The sequence below is a fragment of the Streptomyces sp. NBC_00466 genome, from assembly GCF_041433995.1.
In the GTDB taxonomy this organism is placed as follows: Bacteria; Actinomycetota; Actinomycetes; order Streptomycetales; family Streptomycetaceae; genus Streptomyces.
The window spans coordinates 4,053,734-4,069,784 of the sequence record NZ_CP107896.1 but is presented as its reverse complement, the minus strand read 5'-3'; the positions used below and the strand labels follow the sequence as shown (position 1 = coordinate 4,069,784).

The 16,051-nt window shown below is 69.5% G+C and carries 15 protein-coding genes; 9 read left to right on the top strand and 6 right to left on the bottom strand.

Annotated elements, in window-relative coordinates:
* Window positions 1-79 precede the first annotated feature (79 nt).
* Entirely contained in the window at window positions 80-2,617 is a 2,538-nt protein-coding gene (locus tag OG210_RS18275; RefSeq protein ID WP_328327659.1) for a D-alanyl-D-alanine carboxypeptidase, read from the bottom strand.
* Window positions 2,618-2,810: 193 nt separating this feature from the next.
* On the opposite strand from OG210_RS18275, the gene OG210_RS18270 reads away from it, so the two are divergent.
* The 3 genes from OG210_RS18270 to OG210_RS18260 all read left to right on the top strand — a co-directional run bounded on the left by OG210_RS18270 (window position 2,811) and on the right by OG210_RS18260 (window position 5,042).
* Window positions 2,811-3,524, top strand: coding sequence for a GPP34 family phosphoprotein (locus OG210_RS18270; protein ID WP_327297051.1), 714 nt, complete (start codon window positions 2,811-2,813; stop codon window positions 3,522-3,524).
* Window positions 3,525-3,783: 259 nt separating this feature from the next.
* The gene (locus OG210_RS18265; protein WP_327297050.1) at window positions 3,784-4,641 is read left to right on the top strand and encodes a helix-turn-helix transcriptional regulator; all 858 of its coding nucleotides are present in this window, start codon (window positions 3,784-3,786) and stop codon (window positions 4,639-4,641) included.
* A 191-nt stretch (window positions 4,642-4,832) separates the two neighbouring features.
* Window positions 4,833-5,042, top strand: coding sequence for a DUF397 domain-containing protein (locus tag OG210_RS18260; RefSeq protein WP_328327662.1), 210 nt, complete (start codon window positions 4,833-4,835; stop codon window positions 5,040-5,042).
* Window positions 5,043-5,156: 114 nt separating this feature from the next.
* Here OG210_RS18260 and OG210_RS18255 read toward each other — a convergent pair whose 3' ends face one another.
* Entirely contained in the window at window positions 5,157-5,972 is an 816-nt protein-coding gene (locus OG210_RS18255) for a hypothetical protein (RefSeq protein ID WP_328335467.1), read from the bottom strand.
* Between the two features lie 169 nt (window positions 5,973-6,141).
* Between OG210_RS18255 and OG210_RS18250 the strand changes: the two genes are divergently transcribed.
* Both OG210_RS18250 and OG210_RS18245 read left to right on the top strand, forming a co-directional pair.
* On the top strand, window positions 6,142-6,984 hold the full coding sequence (locus tag OG210_RS18250) for an SDR family oxidoreductase (RefSeq protein WP_328327664.1): 843 nt from the start codon (window positions 6,142-6,144) through the stop codon (window positions 6,982-6,984).
* Window positions 6,985-7,350: 366 nt separating this feature from the next.
* Window positions 7,351-8,943, top strand: coding sequence for a sodium:solute symporter family protein (locus OG210_RS18245; protein ID WP_328327666.1), 1,593 nt, complete (start codon window positions 7,351-7,353; stop codon window positions 8,941-8,943).
* A 123-nt stretch (window positions 8,944-9,066) separates the two neighbouring features.
* Here OG210_RS18245 and OG210_RS18240 read toward each other — a convergent pair whose 3' ends face one another.
* The 4 genes from OG210_RS18240 to OG210_RS18225 form a co-directional block, all read right to left on the bottom strand.
* Window positions 9,067-10,182: an ADP-ribosylglycohydrolase family protein gene (locus OG210_RS18240; protein ID WP_328327668.1), complete on the bottom strand. Its 1,116-nt coding sequence runs from the start codon at window positions 10,180-10,182 to the stop codon at window positions 9,067-9,069.
* 52 nt (window positions 10,183-10,234) lie between these two features.
* Window positions 10,235-10,993 (bottom strand): alpha/beta fold hydrolase, encoded by a 759-nt coding sequence (locus tag OG210_RS18235; protein WP_328327670.1) that lies wholly within the window; start codon window positions 10,991-10,993, stop codon window positions 10,235-10,237.
* A 56-nt stretch (window positions 10,994-11,049) separates the two neighbouring features.
* The gene (locus OG210_RS18230; protein ID WP_328327672.1) at window positions 11,050-12,597 is read right to left on the bottom strand and encodes an FMN-binding glutamate synthase family protein; all 1,548 of its coding nucleotides are present in this window, start codon (window positions 12,595-12,597) and stop codon (window positions 11,050-11,052) included.
* Window positions 12,598-12,854: 257 nt separating this feature from the next.
* Window positions 12,855-13,493: a hypothetical protein gene (locus OG210_RS18225; RefSeq protein WP_328327674.1), complete on the bottom strand. Its 639-nt coding sequence runs from the start codon at window positions 13,491-13,493 to the stop codon at window positions 12,855-12,857.
* 156 nt (window positions 13,494-13,649) lie between these two features.
* Here OG210_RS18225 and OG210_RS18220 point away from each other — a divergent pair, with 156 nt between their 5' ends.
* The 4 genes from OG210_RS18220 (at window position 13,650) to OG210_RS18205 (ending at window position 16,043) form a co-directional block, all read left to right on the top strand.
* Entirely contained in the window at window positions 13,650-14,390 is a 741-nt protein-coding gene (locus OG210_RS18220) for an SDR family oxidoreductase (RefSeq protein ID WP_328327676.1), read from the top strand.
* A 171-nt stretch (window positions 14,391-14,561) separates the two neighbouring features.
* Window positions 14,562-15,461 carry an RNA polymerase sigma-70 factor gene (locus OG210_RS18215; RefSeq protein WP_328327678.1) on the top strand — a complete coding sequence of 300 codons (900 nt, stop codon included), beginning with the start codon at window positions 14,562-14,564 and terminating at the stop codon, window positions 15,459-15,461.
* A complete protein-coding gene (locus tag OG210_RS18210; RefSeq protein ID WP_328327680.1) occupies window positions 15,449-15,913 on the top strand; it encodes an SRPBCC family protein in 465 nt (154 codons plus the stop codon). Before OG210_RS18215 ends, OG210_RS18210 begins: the two co-directional genes overlap by 13 nt.
* Window positions 15,900-16,043 carry a DUF397 domain-containing protein gene (locus tag OG210_RS18205; RefSeq protein ID WP_371540357.1) on the top strand — a complete coding sequence of 48 codons (144 nt, stop codon included), beginning with the start codon at window positions 15,900-15,902 and terminating at the stop codon, window positions 16,041-16,043. The genes OG210_RS18210 and OG210_RS18205 overlap by 14 nt, the downstream gene beginning before the upstream one ends.
* Window positions 16,044-16,051: the final 8 nt, after the last annotated feature.

Genomic DNA, 16,051 nt, shown 5'->3' with positions numbered 1-16,051 from the left:
CGGACGCCGGGCCGGACGCCTGAGCAGGCGTCCGATCGGGCACCCGGCCGGCTGCCCGGCCGGGTGCCCGGCCGGGTGCTCAGCCGACGCGGGTCAGCTTCGCTCCGAAGCCCGGCTCGGGGAGATCCTTCTGGAGCGCGACCGGGGCGGAGACCTTGCCCGGGCCGGAGCCGACGGTCAGCTCGCCGACGACCGTCCCGGCCTTCGCCGAGTGCGGAATCGTCTTGCCGGAGCCGATCTTGATGTCGACCTTCAGACTGGCCCAGCCCGCCGCCTCGAAGTTCTTGGTGGCGACGACCGGGGTCTGCCCACCGAGCCCGTCATCGACGTACCCGACGACCTGCCCCTTCTTGACCACGTTCTGCGCGGTGAGTGCCGACTCGGTGGCCAGCAGCGCTGTCTTGCTGACCGCGTTCACCGTGTCGATGATCGGCGTCTTGTGCTGCGAGAGGATCGCTCCGACGATGTACTGCGTCGTGCCGCCGACCTTCTGCTCCGCGGCGAAGAGCAGGCTGGCACCGGCGTTGGTGGTGGAGCCGGTCTTGATGCCGAGCGAACCGTTGTAGGGGACCAGCCGGTTGTAGTTGCCCCAGGTCTTGCCCGACGGGTCGGTCCAGCTCGGGAGCCTCGTGATGTCCATCAGCGCCGGCATCTTCACGAGTTCCTGGCCCAGCTTCACCTGGTCGGCCGCCGTGCTGACGGTGGAGGCGGTCAGCCCCGAGGGGTCGGTGTACTTCGTGTGCGTCATGCCGAGCTTCTTGGCGGTGTCGTTCATCTTCTTCACGAACACCGCTTCCGAGCCCGAGTCCCAGCGGGCGAGCAGCCGCGCGACGTTGTTCGCCGACGGGATCATGATCGCGCTGAGCGCGTCCTTCTCGGAGAGGACGTCGCCCTTCTTGATGGTGTTGAGAGTCGACTCGCCACCGGTCTTGTCGTAGTGGCCTTCCTTCTCCGCCGTGGCGTCGACCGGAATCGACGCGCCCTTCGCACCGGGCTTCATCGGGTGGTCCTGCATGATCAGGTAGGCCGTCATCGACTTGGCCATACTCGCGATCGGCACGGGCTTCTCGGCCCCGAAGCTGTCCACGGTGCCGAGCCCCGCCACGGAGATCATTCCCTGGCCCTCGCCCGGCCAGGGCAGCGAGACCTTGGACCCGCCGAAGGAGTACGACGGCGCGGCGGTCAGGGTGAGCGTCGGGTCGGGGAGCGGCCGGACTGCCTGTACGACTGCAAAGACGATCAGCAGCAGGACCACCAGCGGTGTCCAGATCTTGAACCGGCGGACGACGGTGCGCGCCGGGGTCTCCGGCGGGGCCGGCTTGTTGGTCAGCTCGGCGAGCAGGTCGAGCGGCGGCTTGGGCGGCAGCGGCTGCTGCCGGGTCGGCTCGACGATGCCAGGCAGCGTGCCACCGGCGCCGCCGACCGCACCAGCGCCACCAGCACCGCCGGCCGCACCGGCCGCACCGGTGCCACTGCTCGCGGCCGGAACCTCGGCCGGGGGCTTGGCGGGTGACGGGACCGGAGCGGGCTTTTTACGCTCGCCGGGTACGTCGTCGGGCCGCAGCGGCACGAAGGTGCTGCGCTTCAGCGTGGTGGTGGGCTGGTCGACCGGGCGGGAAGGGACGCGGAAGATACCGGTGGGCTGATCGACGGGCTCACTGCCGGCCTTCGCGGCGGGCTTCTCGTCGGCCTTCGCGTCACCCTTCGGGGCAGGCTCCGCGTCGCCCTCCTTCGCGTCGCTCTTCGCGTCACCCTTCGGGGCAGGCTTTGCGTTCGCGACGTCGGACTTGGTGTCGCGCTTGGCTTCCGGCTTCGGCTCCGGCTTGTCGGCTCCGGCCTCCGCTTCGGCGTCTTCCGCATCCCCGTCCGCAGCAGCGCCGGATTCCGCGTCGGCCTTGGACTCGGCCTTCGGCTCAGCCTTGGCGTCACCCTTGCCGCTGCCCTCGTCCTCGCCCGTACCGGCCTCCGCGTCGGAGCCGGAACCAGCACCATCGGACGACTTCGCGTCCGTGGTGCCCGCCGTGGTGTCCGTGCCCGTTCCGCCCGTTCCGGTCGCCGTGTCCTCCGGCGCATCGCCGGAGGACACGTCGCCGTCCACCTCGGCGGGGCCGCTCGCACCGCCTGAAGCGTCCGTGCGCGCCTCCGCGCTCTCCGGGGCACCCTTGGGTGCGTCGGGCGCGGATACGGCCCCGGAGGCGCCCTGAGCGCCCTCACCCGTCGATCCCGCGTCCGAATCTGCGTCACTCTCGTCGGCCGTTTCGGGCGTGTCGCCGGGAGTCCCGAGCTTCACATGGGTTGCCGAAGAGTCCGCAGCACCGCCCTCACCGGACCCGCCGGCCGCGCCGGCCGCCCCGGACGCGTGACCCGCGTCGGCCGCACCGCCCGCGTCCGCCCGATCCTGCCCGTCCGCCTGCCCATCCGCAGGGTCGTCCGCTGCCGCGACCCACGCGGCCACCGCCTCACGCAGCCGTGCGTCGCCCGACTGCGACCCGGACACCGCGCTCGCTTCCGGATCCGGCACCGAGCGGAAGACCGCAAGCCTCGGATCGCTCGTACCGGGAGCCGTTCCCTCTGACGACTTCCGCTGCTCCGACTTGTCGGGGGACTCGCCCGCCACCGATGCCTCCTGGATACGCCGCGCGGGATTTCCCGCCTGTCCGAACCATCTACCAGTGTCCTGTGTGGGCGCTTAACCGCTGCACTGGACGAGAACGACATACATCTAGATTCCGGTACAAAACACCCAGGCGCCCTCGACAGACCAATGTGAGAGGGGTCACCCTGTCACTCATCCACGCGGGGAGGCATGGATGGGCAGGAGCCGCAGAACGATTCCGGAAGAGCTTCTACTGCTCGCTCTGGACCCGACCACGGGTACCACAGCGCAGCCGCAGTCGCTCGACCTCGGCCTGGCCGGAGCCCAGCTAGTGGAGCTGGCTCTGGCAGGACGGATAGCCCCGGACGGGGATCGTATCGCCGTGGTGATGGCACGGCCGACAGGAGATCCAACACTGGACTCCGCACTGGAACTGCTGCGCAGGCGCGGCAGCCCGGTCCGGGCAGTCCACTGGATCGGCGGACCCCGGCTGGGGCTCCGTCAGATTTACCTCGCTCATCTGGAGCGGTGCGGCATGGTGCATGCCGTGGCGGGCCAGATGTGCGGAGTGCTGCCGACGACTCGCTACCAGGCGACGGAGACAGCGATCAGCCGGGATATCAGGGCCCGGCTGGACAGTGCGATCCGCACCGGCGTACCGCCGGACCCGCGGACCGCGGCGCTCGCCGCGCTCGCTCACGCAGTGGGGCTCGGCAAGCACCTCTACCCCGGCAACGAGGGGCGTTCATCACGCTCCCGCCTCCGGGACTTGATCAGGCACGACCCCATGGGCGGTCTCGTGGCGCACGCGGTCATGGACGTCCAGAACGGTGCGGTGGCACAGCCGCGCCGGGCAGCACCGGCACCGGGCAACGCCGCGCCGATGCAGTCGCACCACGGGCCCATGGCCCGCGTGGCGGCGCACTGAGCCCAGCCGCACCGGGTGAGCTCAACCGCAGTACGCGTACCAGCATGAGCATCAGAGCCGCCGCGCCGACGTCCCCAAGACCCGGTTCGGGAGCCGCAGCACGAGCGCGCGGGGCCGGCACGTCGCCGGCCCCGCGCGCTCACTCTCTGGCCATTTCCCAGCGCAGCGCGTTGCATTGATGGCAATCTGCTGAGCAGTAAGACCTACCGGGCGCATCGCGGTAGGGCTCAGTACGTTCAATGCCGGAGGTGCAGTTCCCGTGGCGTCCAACGTCAATCCCACTGTCAGGCGGCGCCGGCTCGGTCAGGAGCTGCGCAGACTCCGTGAGCTCAAGGGCATGACGGCCGAAGAGGTCGCCGAGCGCCTGCTCGTCTCCCAGTCGAAGATCAGTCGCCTGGAGAACGGCCGCCGCTCCATCAGCCAGCGCGATGTCCGCGACCTCTGCGGTGTGTACGAGGTCGAGGACCACCGGATCGTCGATTCACTGATGCAGATGGCCAAGGACTCGCGCCAGCAGGGCTGGTGGCACGCCTTCGGCGACATCCCGTACAGCGTCTACATCGGTCTGGAGACCGACGCGGCCAGCCTGCGCGTGTACGACCCGCAGGTCGTCCCGGGGCTGCTGCAGACCAAGCAGTACGCCGAGGCCCTCATCGCCGGCGCGCTGCCGGAGACCGCCGTGACCGACATCGAGAAGCGCGTCCAGGTCCGGCTGCGCCGCCAGGAGCGGGTCAGCGCCGACGAGTCCCCGCTGCGGCTCTGGGTCGTGATCGACGAGTCGGCGCTGCTCCGGGTCATCGGCGACAAGCAGCTGATGATCGCCCAGCTGGAACACCTCGTCGAGTTGTCCCAGCTCCCCCATGTCACCGTGCAGGTACTGCCGTTCGCCGTGGGAGCGCACCCCGGCATCAACGGCCAGTACGCCATTCTGGAATTCCCGGACGCGGCGGACTCCAGCGTGGTCTACATCGAGGGCGTCACCAGTGATCTCTATCTGGAGAAAGCGCACGATGTGCAGAAGTACAGCGTGATGTACGAGCACTTGCGCGCGCAGGCCCTCAATGTGGACCAGACGCGGCAGTTCATCATGGATATCGCCAAGGGCTACGCACGCTGAAGAGCCGACTATGTCCGATTCCTGAATTCAGGGTCGGCACGGTACACCCCAGCCGCCCCGGAGCGGAAGACTGAACCGGCATAAGCCATCCGGTCGGGTGAACGGCCGTCTCGGACAGAGGAGTTCGCGAGTAGCGTCGATCACGCCACCGAGAACGGCGGCGCACACGACCACTGCATACCGGAGCGAACATGGCAATTCAGCAGGGTGCGACCGAGAACTGGACCAAGTCTTCGTATTCCACTGGAAACGGTGCATGCGTCGAGGTCAAGTCACCGCTTACTCAGGCCATCGCCGTGCGGGACTCAAAAGTCGCCGACGGCCCGTCGATCACCTTTGTTCCCGGTTCGTGGAACAGCTTCGTGAGCGAAGTGGGCCAGGGCGCGTTCACTCTCGACTGACCCCCGGCCCGTGATCACCCCGACCGTGAACCATCACGACCAAGAGCCCTCTCGACTGGATCGCCGTCCCGGCCGAGGGGGCTCGGCCCTGAACAGCCGTCACACCCGCCCAGATCAGCGCAGCTGATCGACGTAGCGGTCGGTGCCCGGCACGGTCGGCAGGAAAGGCGCCACCAGCTCCACCCGCCCCAGGCCGCGCTCGACCAGGTCCCCGTCGAGCCCGGTGAAGCACTGTTCCCAGGCCTCCCTCGGGTCGGACTCCAGGAACCAGAGCAGCGTGAGCCGGGTGTCGACCCCCTCCACCTGCTTCACATAGGCCATCCGGTCGCTCGGCAGCGGCGTCGGCCGGAAGATCGTCACCATCGCCGCCGGCCCGCCCGCGAGCCGCTTCGGCAGATGCTTCGCCCGCAGCCACTCCAGCAACTCGGCCCGCTGCTCGGGTCCTTCGGCGTCGATCACCTCGACGACCAGACCCTTGTACGGATGGTCGAGCGCGTGGAAGTCGCGCGGCCCGGCGGCCCCGTCCCGGTAGACCGTCGCCTCGTGGTCCTGGAACGACGTGAAGACATGCGTACGGTCCTGGTAGACCCGGCCGTCCCGGTTCAGCCGCTTGTTGATGCCGACGGTCCACTTCATGTGCTCGTCGTAGCGGCCCTCGGTCACCCAGTACGTCGTGATGTAGCAACCGGCCGTCACCGGCTGGGCGACCGCCGACTTCTCCGGATACCGCAGTTCCTGGAGTTCCCGGGTGGCGACCCAGCGGCGGCCCGAGTACATCCAGGGCATCGCCATGGCACCGGCGTAGAAGTGGTCGTCCTCGTACCACCGGTTGTACGCGTACTCGTGGCCCGGATGGGGCTCCACCATGGTGATCAGGGCGTGGCCGGGCCGCACCCCGTACGGCCCGACCGAAGCCAGCTCGCCGTACACCTCGCTCCGGGTGTCGCTTCCCGTACTGCCGCCGCCGGCTGCCGTACTCCCGCTTTCACTGCGTGACTTCTCACTCACCCGCGCCCCGTCCTTCCTCTTCCTTCGACCGCTGGACGGACCTACTCTGACGTTCCGTCAGGAAAACTGCCAGAGTCCGGAGGGTCCCACCATGGAAAGCCGTCCCACGGAGTCCCGCCCCACGGAGTCCCAGCTCGGGGAAGCGCGCGACGGGGCGCTCGCGGGGAGGACCGTCGTCGTGTCCGGCGTCGGGGCCGGGCTCGGCCATCAGGTGGCCGCGGCCGTCGTACGGGACGGAGGCAACGCCGTACTCGGCGCGCGCACCGAGGCGAACCTCGTGAAGGCCGCCGCTGAGATCGACCCCACGGGCACCCGTACCGCCCTTCTGTCCACGGACATCGGCGACGAGTCGCAGTGCGACGCGCTCGCCGCGCTGGCGGTCGAGCGGTTCGGCGGGATCGACGCGGTGGTTCATGTGGCCGCCATGGACGGCTACTTCGGCGGGCTCCAGGACGCCGACTTCGCCAGCTGGCAGCGCGTCATCGACGTCAACCTGCTCGGTACGCTGCGGATGACCCGGGCCTGCCTGCCCGGCCTCAAGGCGCGGGGCGGGGCGGTCGTCATCATCGGGACGCAGTCGGCGGTGGCCGCACCGTCAGAGGTGCACCAGGCCGCGTACGCGGCGTCGAAAGGTGCGCTCACCTCGGCCATGTACTCCATGGCGCGCGAGCTGGGGCCGCACCGGATCCGGGTGAACACCGTGCTGCCCGGCTGGATGTGGGGGCCGCCGGTGCAGGCGTTCGTCCAGTTCACCGCACACACCGAAGGCATCCCCGAGGCGGAGGTGCTCAGCCGGCTGACCGACCGGATGGCCCTGCCCGAGCTGGCGACGGACGGCGACGTGGCGGACGCCGCGATCTTCCTGGCCTCCGACCGCGCGCGGGCCATCACCGGCCAGTCGCTGCTGGTCAACGCCGGTGAACTGATGCGCTGAACGGTTCAGTTGGACCTCCTCTTCTCGACCGCACGGGACCCGCATCCCGTGCGGTCCTGCCGTTCTGCCTCCGTTGGGCTGCCGCTGGCGAAGTGCCCGCTCATGGTGTGGCCCCCGTCACTCCGAGAGCAACGGGTTCGAGGGTCAAGAGGACGTAAAATCGTTCTGCTTACTGATCTGCGTTCATATTTGTGATCGCTGAACCCTTGACCGGCCCTTGGCACAGAGGGTTCAATCCGTGAAGCCCCCGGTCCCGCACGGGAGCACCGCCCGATCGACGTACTGGCGAAGCGTTTCCCGTTCATCGAGGTTCCATCGCGGTTCATCGAGATGAACTCAGTACAGGCGGACCCCTGGAGGGGGCACATGAACAGTCTCGACTGGACCGTGCTCATCGGTTACTTCGGCGTGATGATCGCGATCGGCTGGTGGTCCCACAAGCGTGTGGACAACGTGAGCGACTTCTTCACCGCCGGCGGCAGAATGCCGTGGTGGCTGTCGGGCATCTCCCACCACATGTCCGGCTACAGCGCGGTGATGTTCACCGGGTACGCCGGAATCTCGTACCAGTACGGACTCACATCCATGGTCACCTGGTCGCTCCCGATCGCCATCGGCATCGGGATCGGCGCGAAGCTCTTCGCACCCCGGCTGAACCGGCTGCGCTCCCGGCTGCACGTGGCCTCACCGCTCGAATACCTGAAGGACCGCTACAACATCCAGACCCAGCAGGCGCTGGCCTGGTCCGGGCTGCTGCTGAAGATCGTGGACGTCGGCGCCAAGTGGGCGGCCATCTCCACCCTGCTCTCCGTCTTCACGGGCATCACCATCACCCAGGGCATCTTCATCACCGGCGTGATCACCGCCATCTACTGCACGGTCGGCGGACTTTGGGCCGACGCGCTCACCGAGCTGGGGCAGTTCATCATCCAGCTGATCGCCGGTGTCGCGATGCTGGTCGCCGCCATGGGCAAGCTCGGCGGCTTCAGCGCCCTGTGGACGATCTGGGACAAGCTGCCCAGCGGCCACTCGGACCCGACGGCCGGCCCGTACACAATGACCTTCCTGCTGGCGTATCTGTTCATCAAGACCTTCGAGTACAACGGCGGTATGTGGAACCAGGCCCAGCGCTACATGGCCACCGACTCCGCACGCTCCGCGACCCGTTCGGCCACGCTCTCCTCCCTCCTCTGGCTGATCTGGCCCGCTGTCCTCTTCTTCCCCATGTGGTGCGCGCCGCTGCTGGTGCACGCGCAGAAGCCGGACGCGTCGGACGCGTACGCGCTGATGACCGAGTCGCTGCTGCCGCACGGGCTGCTCGGTCTGGTCGTCGTCGGCTTCTTCTCGCACACGATGGCCATGTGCTCGTCGGACGCCAACGCCATCTCCGCCGTCTTCACCCGGGACATCGCCCCGGCGATGTCCCGGACCGCCCGCGAGTGGAGCAGCCGCACCGGTCTGCTGGCCGCGCGGATCTCGACGCTCGGCTTCCTGGCCCTGTCGATGGCGCTGGCGACCCAGATCAACTCGCCCACGTTCAAGGACATCATCTCGGTCGTCATCAAGTGGGTGGCCGGTCTGATGGGCCCGATCGCGATCCCGTTCATGCTCGGCCTGCTGCGCCCGTTCCGGAAGTCCGGGCCGACGGCGGCGCTGGTCAGCTGGGCCGCCGGGCTGCTCGCGTTCTACTTCACCAACTACCACCTGGACGGGTCCGCCAACACGGATGTCGCCCTGGAGTGGCAGGTCTCGCTGCCGCTGGCGGTCTCGCTGGTGCTGTACATCCTCATCGGCTTCGTCAAGCCGGAGGACACACCGGAGCGCGACGCGATCATCGCCAAGGTCAACATGGACGGCGGTGACGACGGTGCCGGCCACGGTGGGGCGGCCGCTTCCGTACCGGCGCAGGGCGGCGCGGCCGACGCGCAGGCGCTGGGGCGCGAGGGCGCTGACGGCTGACGGCTGGCCGCTGACGGCTGGCGGCGTGCGCTTGTTGGACTTACGTACGCGGACACGGGCGTACGTACGCGGTTACGGGGTCCGTCCCGGAAAGGGGCGGGCCCCGCCCGTGTGCCCCGCCCGTCAGCCTCTCGGGTAGCGGGTCAGCCAGGCCGGTGTGGTGAGTGCCGGGCTGTGCAGCGCCGGGCCCTGGGTCATCTCCATCGAGAAGTCGTCGGCGAGCTGGAGCACCGTCGCGCGCCCCTCCAGCTCCGCGAGCCAGCCCGGCGGCAGCGCGGTCTCGCCGTGCAGGGCGCCCAGCAGACTGCCGCAGATGGCGCCGGTGGCCTGGGACGGGCCGCTGTGGTTCACGGCGAGGCGCAGACCGTGGCGTACGTCCTCGCCGACGAGCGCGCAGTACACCCCGATCGCGAGTGCCTCATCGGCCAGTTCGCCGCCGCCCAGCGACTCGACGCGCGTGGGGCTGGGCATCCCCTGGCGTACGGCGCCCAGCGCGTGCTGGAGCGCGTCGGTGACCGGCTGGTGGCCGGGGCGCGGGGTCAGCTGCCCCAGCGCGTGCTGCACCGCCGCGTCGAGGCTCTCACCGCGCGCGAGCCCGTGCACGATGACGGCGTGCGCCCCGGCGCTGAGGTAGCCGGTGGGGTGGCCGTGGGTCTGCGCGGCGCATTCGACGGCCAGTTGGAAGACCAGGCCGGGCTCCCAGCCGACGAGCAGCCCGAAGGGCGCGGAACGGCTGACGGCCGAAGCGTCACGCGCCTCCGGGTTCCTGGGCTTGTCCAGGGTGCCCATCACCTCATCGCCGAACCCGGCCAGACAGCTCCGTGCGGGGTCGCGGCGCGCGTACAGCCACTCCTCGCAGGCGAGCCAGCCGTTGTCCTTGCGGCGTTCGTCGGGCCCCCACTCGTGCTGGGTCGCCGCCCATCGCAGATGGGCCCGGTACACGTCGGTGGGCGGATGCCAGGCGCCCGTGTCCCGGCGGACCTGCGCCCGTATCAGACCGTCGACGGTGAACAGCGAGAGCTGGGTCGCGGCCGTGACCGCCCCGCGCCTGCCGTACATCTCGACGAAGTCGGTGAGGCCCCCGGCGCCATGGGTCTCGCGTATCGCGTCGAGCCCCTGCCCCGCGACCCCCGCCCCGAGCGCATCGCCGAGCGCACCGCCCAGCAGGCATCCGCGCACGCGGCTGCGGAAGTCCTGCTGCTCGGTGCGGCCCCAGAGGGGAGTGGTTGATGCGCTCATGGCGAAGCACTCTAATTGAATCGGTTCCGGAGTGGCCCGGTCGGCCGGACCGTCAGCCGTCGATGTACTGGTCGGCCCAGGCGCTGATGATGTGGGCGGCCCGCTGCGCCTGTCCCCGTGCGGTCAGGAGATGGTCTGCTCCTTCGAGCGAGACGAAACTCCGCGGGTGCCGTGCCTCGCGGAAGATCTCCCCGGCGTTGTCGATGTGGACGGTGTCGTCGGTGGGCGAGTGCAGGACGAGCAGCGGCAGGTTCAACTCGCCTATCCGGTCGCGCAGGTGAGCGCGGCGGACGTCTTCGACGAAGGCGCGCTTGAGGACCAGGGTCCGCCCGCCGACGAACCACTCGTGCGCCCCGTCGCTGAGCACACGGTCCATGACCGCGTCGTACTGCCGCTCGACATGGCTGGGGTCGACGGGCGCCCCGATGGTGGCGAGCGCACGGACGCCGGGCACCTCGGCCGAAGCGGCCAGGGCGGCGGCGCCTCCCCATGAGTGCCCCACCAGCAGGTCCACGGGGGTGCCCCGCTCCGCCATCAGGGCCGCCGCGCGGACCGTGTCCTGGACCTTGACGGTGAAGGAACCGTCCCCCCAGTCCCCGTCCGATTCGCCGATCCCGAGGTTGTCGTAGCGCAGCATTCCGATCCCCTCGCGCGCCAGCTGCTTGCTGACGCGCGAGGCGGCCGGTGAGTCCTTGCCGAGGGTGAATCCGTGCACGAAGAGCCCCCAGCCCCGGACCTCGCCCTCGGGCAGTTCGATCGATCCGGCCAGTTCGGGGCCGACGACGCTGGGGAATCTCACTTTTTCGGACATGCGGTGATCACCTAGGCAGGGGCTGTACGCGGAGAGGGGCAGGGCAACGGGTCCCGTCAGACGGCGGGGCTCTGCCCGGAGCCCGGCCGCCCGGCCGTGAGCAGGGCGGTGATCTCAGCGGCGAGGTGCGGACCCAGTTCGCCCCAGCCGTCCTTGTAGCCGTAGACGCCGGCCAGCGTGCGGGCCTCGTAGTCGCCGTTCATGATCTCGATGTCGTTGGCCGTGATGAGTGCCGGATGGGCGACGCCGACGGCCGACGAGACCTTGATCAGCTCCTTGCGCAGGGCGCGCAGGTAGACAGCGGCCCGGTTGGCCTTCGAGGTCGGGTCGATGCCGCGGGCCAGCCGCTGGTTCTGGGTCGCGATGCCGGTGGGGCACTTGTCAGTGTGGCACTTCTGCGACTGGATGCAACCGATCGACAGCATCGCCTCACGTGCCACATTGATCATGTCGGCACCCAGGGCGAAGGCGACCGCGGCGTTCTCGGGCAGGCCGAGCTTGCCGGAGCAGATGAAGGTCAGGTCGTCGGTGAGCCCCAGCTCGGCGAAGGTGCCGTAGACCCGGGAGAACCCCATCCGGAACGGCAGCGACACCGAGTCGGCGAAGGTCAGCGGCGCCGCCCCGGTGCCGCCCTCGCCCCCGTCGATGGTCACGAAGTCGACACCGCGGTCACCACGCGCCATCAGCGTGGCCAGCTCCTGCCAGAAGTCCATCTCGCCCACCGCGCTCTTGACCCCGACCGGCAGACCGGTCTCGGTGGCGAGCAGTTCGACGAAGTCGAGCATCGAGTCGACATCGCTGAACGCGGTGTGCCGCGAAGGGGATGCGCAGTCCTGGCCGAGCGGGATGCCGCGGATCTCGGCGATCTCCGGCGTCACCTTCGCGCCCGGCAGCATCCCGCCAAGGCCCGGCTTGGCGCCCTGGGAGAGCTTGATCTCTATCGCCTTGACCGGGGCGCCCGCGACAACTGCCTTGAGCTTGTCGAGGTTGAAGCTGCCGTCCTCGTTGCGGCAGCCGAAGTACGCCGTACCGAGCTGGAGGATGAGGTCGCCGCCATTGCGGTGGTACGGCGAGAGGCCGCCCTCTCCCGTGTTCTGCATCGTGCCCGCCAGCGCCGCCCCCTTGTTGAGGGCCGTGATCGCCGCGCCGGAGAGCGATCCGAAGCTCATCGCCGAGATGTTCACCACGCTGGCCGGCCGGAACGCCTTGGCACGGCCGCGCGGCCCGCCCAGCACCTTGGCCGAGGGCAGTGGGGCCTGCGGGTCGTGCGCGTCGGGCAGCGCGCCGGCGAACGTGCGCTGCTTCACGTAGGCGTGCCCCTGCGTGTGCTCGACGTCATTGTCGGTTCCGAACCCGAAGTAGCTGTTCTCCTCCTTCGCCGACGCGTAGATCCAGGTGCGCTGGTCACGGCTGAAAGGACGCTCTTCGTCGTTGGAGGTCACGATGTACTGCCGCAGCTCCGGCCCGATCGTCTCCAGCAGGTACCGGGCGTGCCCGACCACCGGGAAGTTCCGGAGCAGTGCGTGCTTCTTCTGGACGAGGTCGCGGGCTGCCACCAGCGCCAATGCTGTTGCGGTGGCGGCGGCGATGCTCCGGGCGCGCATGAACGTTCCTCTCCTCGATGCTCGATGCTCGATTCCATCGCCATGCGGTGGACGCCGTCGTGTCGTGTCGTGTCGGGCGTTTGAGCGGCTGGCATGACCGAGCGGGCGTTCAGCGTCCGCCGGGAACACGGAACGTAATATTAGAGACCCGCGCGGGTGGGTCTGCGGTCAGGGTTACCGGGAGTGACAGTCGTCACACCTGTGCGCCACCAGCACCGCCCGTCCCACCAGCCCCACGCGCGGCCACGGCCGGCCGCTCAGGAGCCAGATCCGTTGCACCGGCCGAACGCGGACTGGTCGACCAGCATGAGCACGACCTCGGCCGACATTTCGGGGCGCGGGCTGCCGCACAGGTCGACACGGTCAAGTGCCAGCCGGTCGACGTCCTCCCGTATGAGCTCCTGGTAGCGGAGGGTGCGGGCCAGGAACTTGTCCATCAGGAGCCGTTCCCCGTCCGCGGCCTCCCGGTAGTTGCCGGCCTCCCGCACCCGGCCACGGATGACAGCCTCACTCGCGGTCAGCCACATGGCGGCCGTACGGGGAACTGTCAGGCCCGCGACCCGCGCGGGCAACAGCGCCGACCCCTCAAGCACCAGGCCCGCTTCGGGCCCGTCACCGGCCGCGTACTCCGTGATCAGCTCCCGGATGCGGGGCCAGAGACGTTCGTAGTGCTCGGTGACGGACGAGACCAACTGGTCGACGGTGAGCGACCGGTAGTGCTCGGCGACATGGTCCGGCACCTCCCGCTCCGGCGTCCGCCAGGGCCGCCCCGGATGGCGCGCCAGACCGTCCGTCGACAGATACGCGAACCCGAGCCTCTCCGCGACCGCTCGGCCGACGGTCGACTTCCCGACGTTCGAGGTCCCACCGATCAACACCACTCGTACGTCGTGCATGGCGAGAACCTTACGGAGCGCGCCGCGCAGCACGTTGGGCGAGGCACTCCGTACGAAAGCCGGCGCGCGTGCTCCGTACGGCCAGTACGTTCGGACGCACCGGACATCAACAAGCACCGACGCGGCACCGCGTCGGCGTGCGGGAGTGGAGTGATCATGCTGGAAGGCAGGACCGCGGTGGTGACGGGAGGGTCCCGGGGGATCGGCCGGGCCATCGTCGAGCGCCTGTGCCGGGACGGCGCAGATGTCGTGTTCAACTACGCCACCAGTGATGAAGCCGCAGCCGAAGTCGTGCGCGGCGTAAGGAAGAACGAGGCCGGTACGGCCAAGGCCATCTGCCTGGACCTGGCCGGGCCGGACGGCGCGGAGCGGCTGATGGAAGCCGCTGAAGAGCACCTCGGCGGCCTGGACATCCTGGTGAACAACGCCGCGCTGGCCTTCAGCCCGACCCCGCTCGCCGAGACAGACACAGCGGTCTTCGACAGAGTCATGGCCGTCAACAGCAGGTCCGTCTTCCTGACGTCGCGTTACGCGGCCAGGCGGATGCGCGACGGCGGCCGGATCGTGAACATCTCCACCCTCAACACCACGCGCCCCGTCCCCGGCATCGCGCCGTACGCAGCCAGCAAGGGTGCGGTCGAGCAACTGACCGCGGTCGCCGCCCGGGAACTCGGAGCACGCGGCATCACGGTCAACACCGTCTCGCCCGGCGCGACGGACACCGATCTGCTCCGTGAGTCCAACTCGGCCGATGCGCTGCAGTCGGTCGCCGGTATCACTCCCCTCGGCCGGCTGGGGCAGCCGTCCGATGTCGCCGACGTCGTCGCCTTCCTCGTGGGCCCCGACGGACGCTGGATCACCGGCCAGAACATCCGGGCAACGGGCGGCCTCGGCTGACAGTCCGCCCATGTGAAGCGGATCACATCGGCGGACTGTCACGGTTCCCCGGCCCGGAGTGTCTCGATGGGCATCCGACGAGAAGACGAAGACGGGACGGGCACCCGACGAGAGGGGCAGGTGTGAAGCCGATGAGCCGGCACATGCTCGTGGTGGAGGCAGGGGCGGGCCGTGGCTGAGGACGCCTTCACCGAGCACCGCCCGCTGCTGTTCACCATCGCGTACGAGATGCTGGGCAGCGCCGCCGACGCCGAGGACGTACTGCAGGAGAGCTATCTGCGGTGGAGCGCGGTCGACCCGGCCACGGTCGGGCATCCGCGCGCCTACCTGGTCCGCACGGTGACCCGGCAGGCCCTCAACCACCTGCGCGCGGTACGGGCACGGCGCGAGGAGTACGTCGGCACCTGGCTGCCCGAGCCGATCCGTACCGCGCCCGATGTGAGCGAGGACGCGATCCTGGCCGAGTCGGTTTCGATGGCCATGATGCTCGTCCTGGAGACCCTGAACCCGACCGAGCGCGCGGTGTTCGTGCTGCACGACGTGTTCGGCTACAGCCACGGCGAGATCGGCGCCTCGATCGGCAGGCCCGAGGCCACCGTCCGGCAGATCGCCCACCGCGCACGGCGGCACGTCCACGCCCGGCGCCGCCGTTCCGAACCCGACTCGGAGACCGGCCGGGAGGTCGTCCAGAGGTTCCTGCGCGCGGCGGCGACCGGTGAAGTCCAGGCGCTGATGGACCTGTTGGCGCCCGATGTCGTGCAGATCTCGGACGGCGGCGGGAAGGTCGTCGCCGCCCACCGCCCGATCACCGGCAGCGCCGACGTCGCCCGGTTCGTCCTCGGCGTGCTCCGCACCGCCACCACCGCCGCGACCCGCGTCGAGCACGCCACGTACAACGGGATGCCCGCGGCACGGTTCATCAACGACGGTGAACTCGACTGGCTGGCCGCGTTCGAGATCCACGACGGACGGATCACCGGCCTGTACGGCATCCGCAACCCGGACAAGCTGCACCGCGCCGAGACAGTGCTCCCACTCGACAGAGGAGGCCACCAGCCATGGAAACCATGACAGTTGAACGTGTCATCGACGCCCCGGCCGATGAGGTGTTCGCCTGGCTCACCACGACCACCCACTACACGCGCTCCCCGCTGATCGTGCGCTGCCGCCTGGCCCGGCACGGCGAGTCCGCGCCGTACGGGGTCGGCGCGGTACGCAACCACCTGTGGCTGATCGGCTGGTTCAGGGAGCGCATCACCCAGTACGACCGGCCGTACAGCACCGAGTACGTGGTCGAGCGCAGCCTGCCGCCGTCCCGGCACGAACTCGGCCGTATGACGTTCACCGAAGTCGAAGGCGGCACCCGGGTGTGCTGGACGACCCGGGCGGAGATCCCGGTCCCGCTGATCGGCGCCTTCCTCACCCGCCACGTGGCGCGCCCGGTGATCACCGGAACGTTCCGCAACATCCTGAACACGGCCAACACGGCGCTGACCCGGCAGGCGAGCCCTGACCGGGCCTGACGCCCTGGCGCTGTCCCCCTACGCGACAGCAAGGCCGCCACCTCCAACCGACCCGACCGGCCCCACACTCATCTTCCCCGGTACGGCCTGGACGGCGTTCGTCCAGGCCGTACGGGAGGAAGCGCGGTAGCCAGCCGG

Excerpts from the sequence above, each read along its gene's own strand:
- OG210_RS18270 (WP_327297051.1), top strand. The coding sequence starts at position 2,811 with ATGGGCAGGAGCCGCAGAACGATTCCGGAAGAGCTTCTACTGCTCGCT.
- OG210_RS18260 (WP_328327662.1), top strand. The coding sequence starts at position 4,833 with ATGGCAATTCAGCAGGGTGCGACCGAGAACTGGACCAAGTCTTCGTAT.
- OG210_RS18250 (WP_328327664.1), top strand. The coding sequence starts at position 6,142 with ATGGAAAGCCGTCCCACGGAGTCCCGCCCCACGGAGTCCCAGCTCGGG.
- OG210_RS18245 (WP_328327666.1), top strand. The coding sequence starts at position 7,351 with ATGAACAGTCTCGACTGGACCGTGCTCATCGGTTACTTCGGCGTGATG.
- OG210_RS18240 (WP_328327668.1), bottom strand. The coding sequence starts at position 10,182 with ATGAGCGCATCAACCACTCCCCTCTGGGGCCGCACCGAGCAGCAGGAC.
- OG210_RS18235 (WP_328327670.1), bottom strand. The coding sequence starts at position 10,993 with ATGTCCGAAAAAGTGAGATTCCCCAGCGTCGTCGGCCCCGAACTGGCC.
- OG210_RS18230 (WP_328327672.1), bottom strand. The coding sequence starts at position 12,597 with ATGCGCGCCCGGAGCATCGCCGCCGCCACCGCAACAGCATTGGCGCTG.
- OG210_RS18225 (WP_328327674.1), bottom strand. The coding sequence starts at position 13,493 with ATGCACGACGTACGAGTGGTGTTGATCGGTGGGACCTCGAACGTCGGG.
- OG210_RS18220 (WP_328327676.1), top strand. The coding sequence starts at position 13,650 with ATGCTGGAAGGCAGGACCGCGGTGGTGACGGGAGGGTCCCGGGGGATC.
- OG210_RS18210 (WP_328327680.1), top strand. The coding sequence starts at position 15,449 with ATGGAAACCATGACAGTTGAACGTGTCATCGACGCCCCGGCCGATGAG.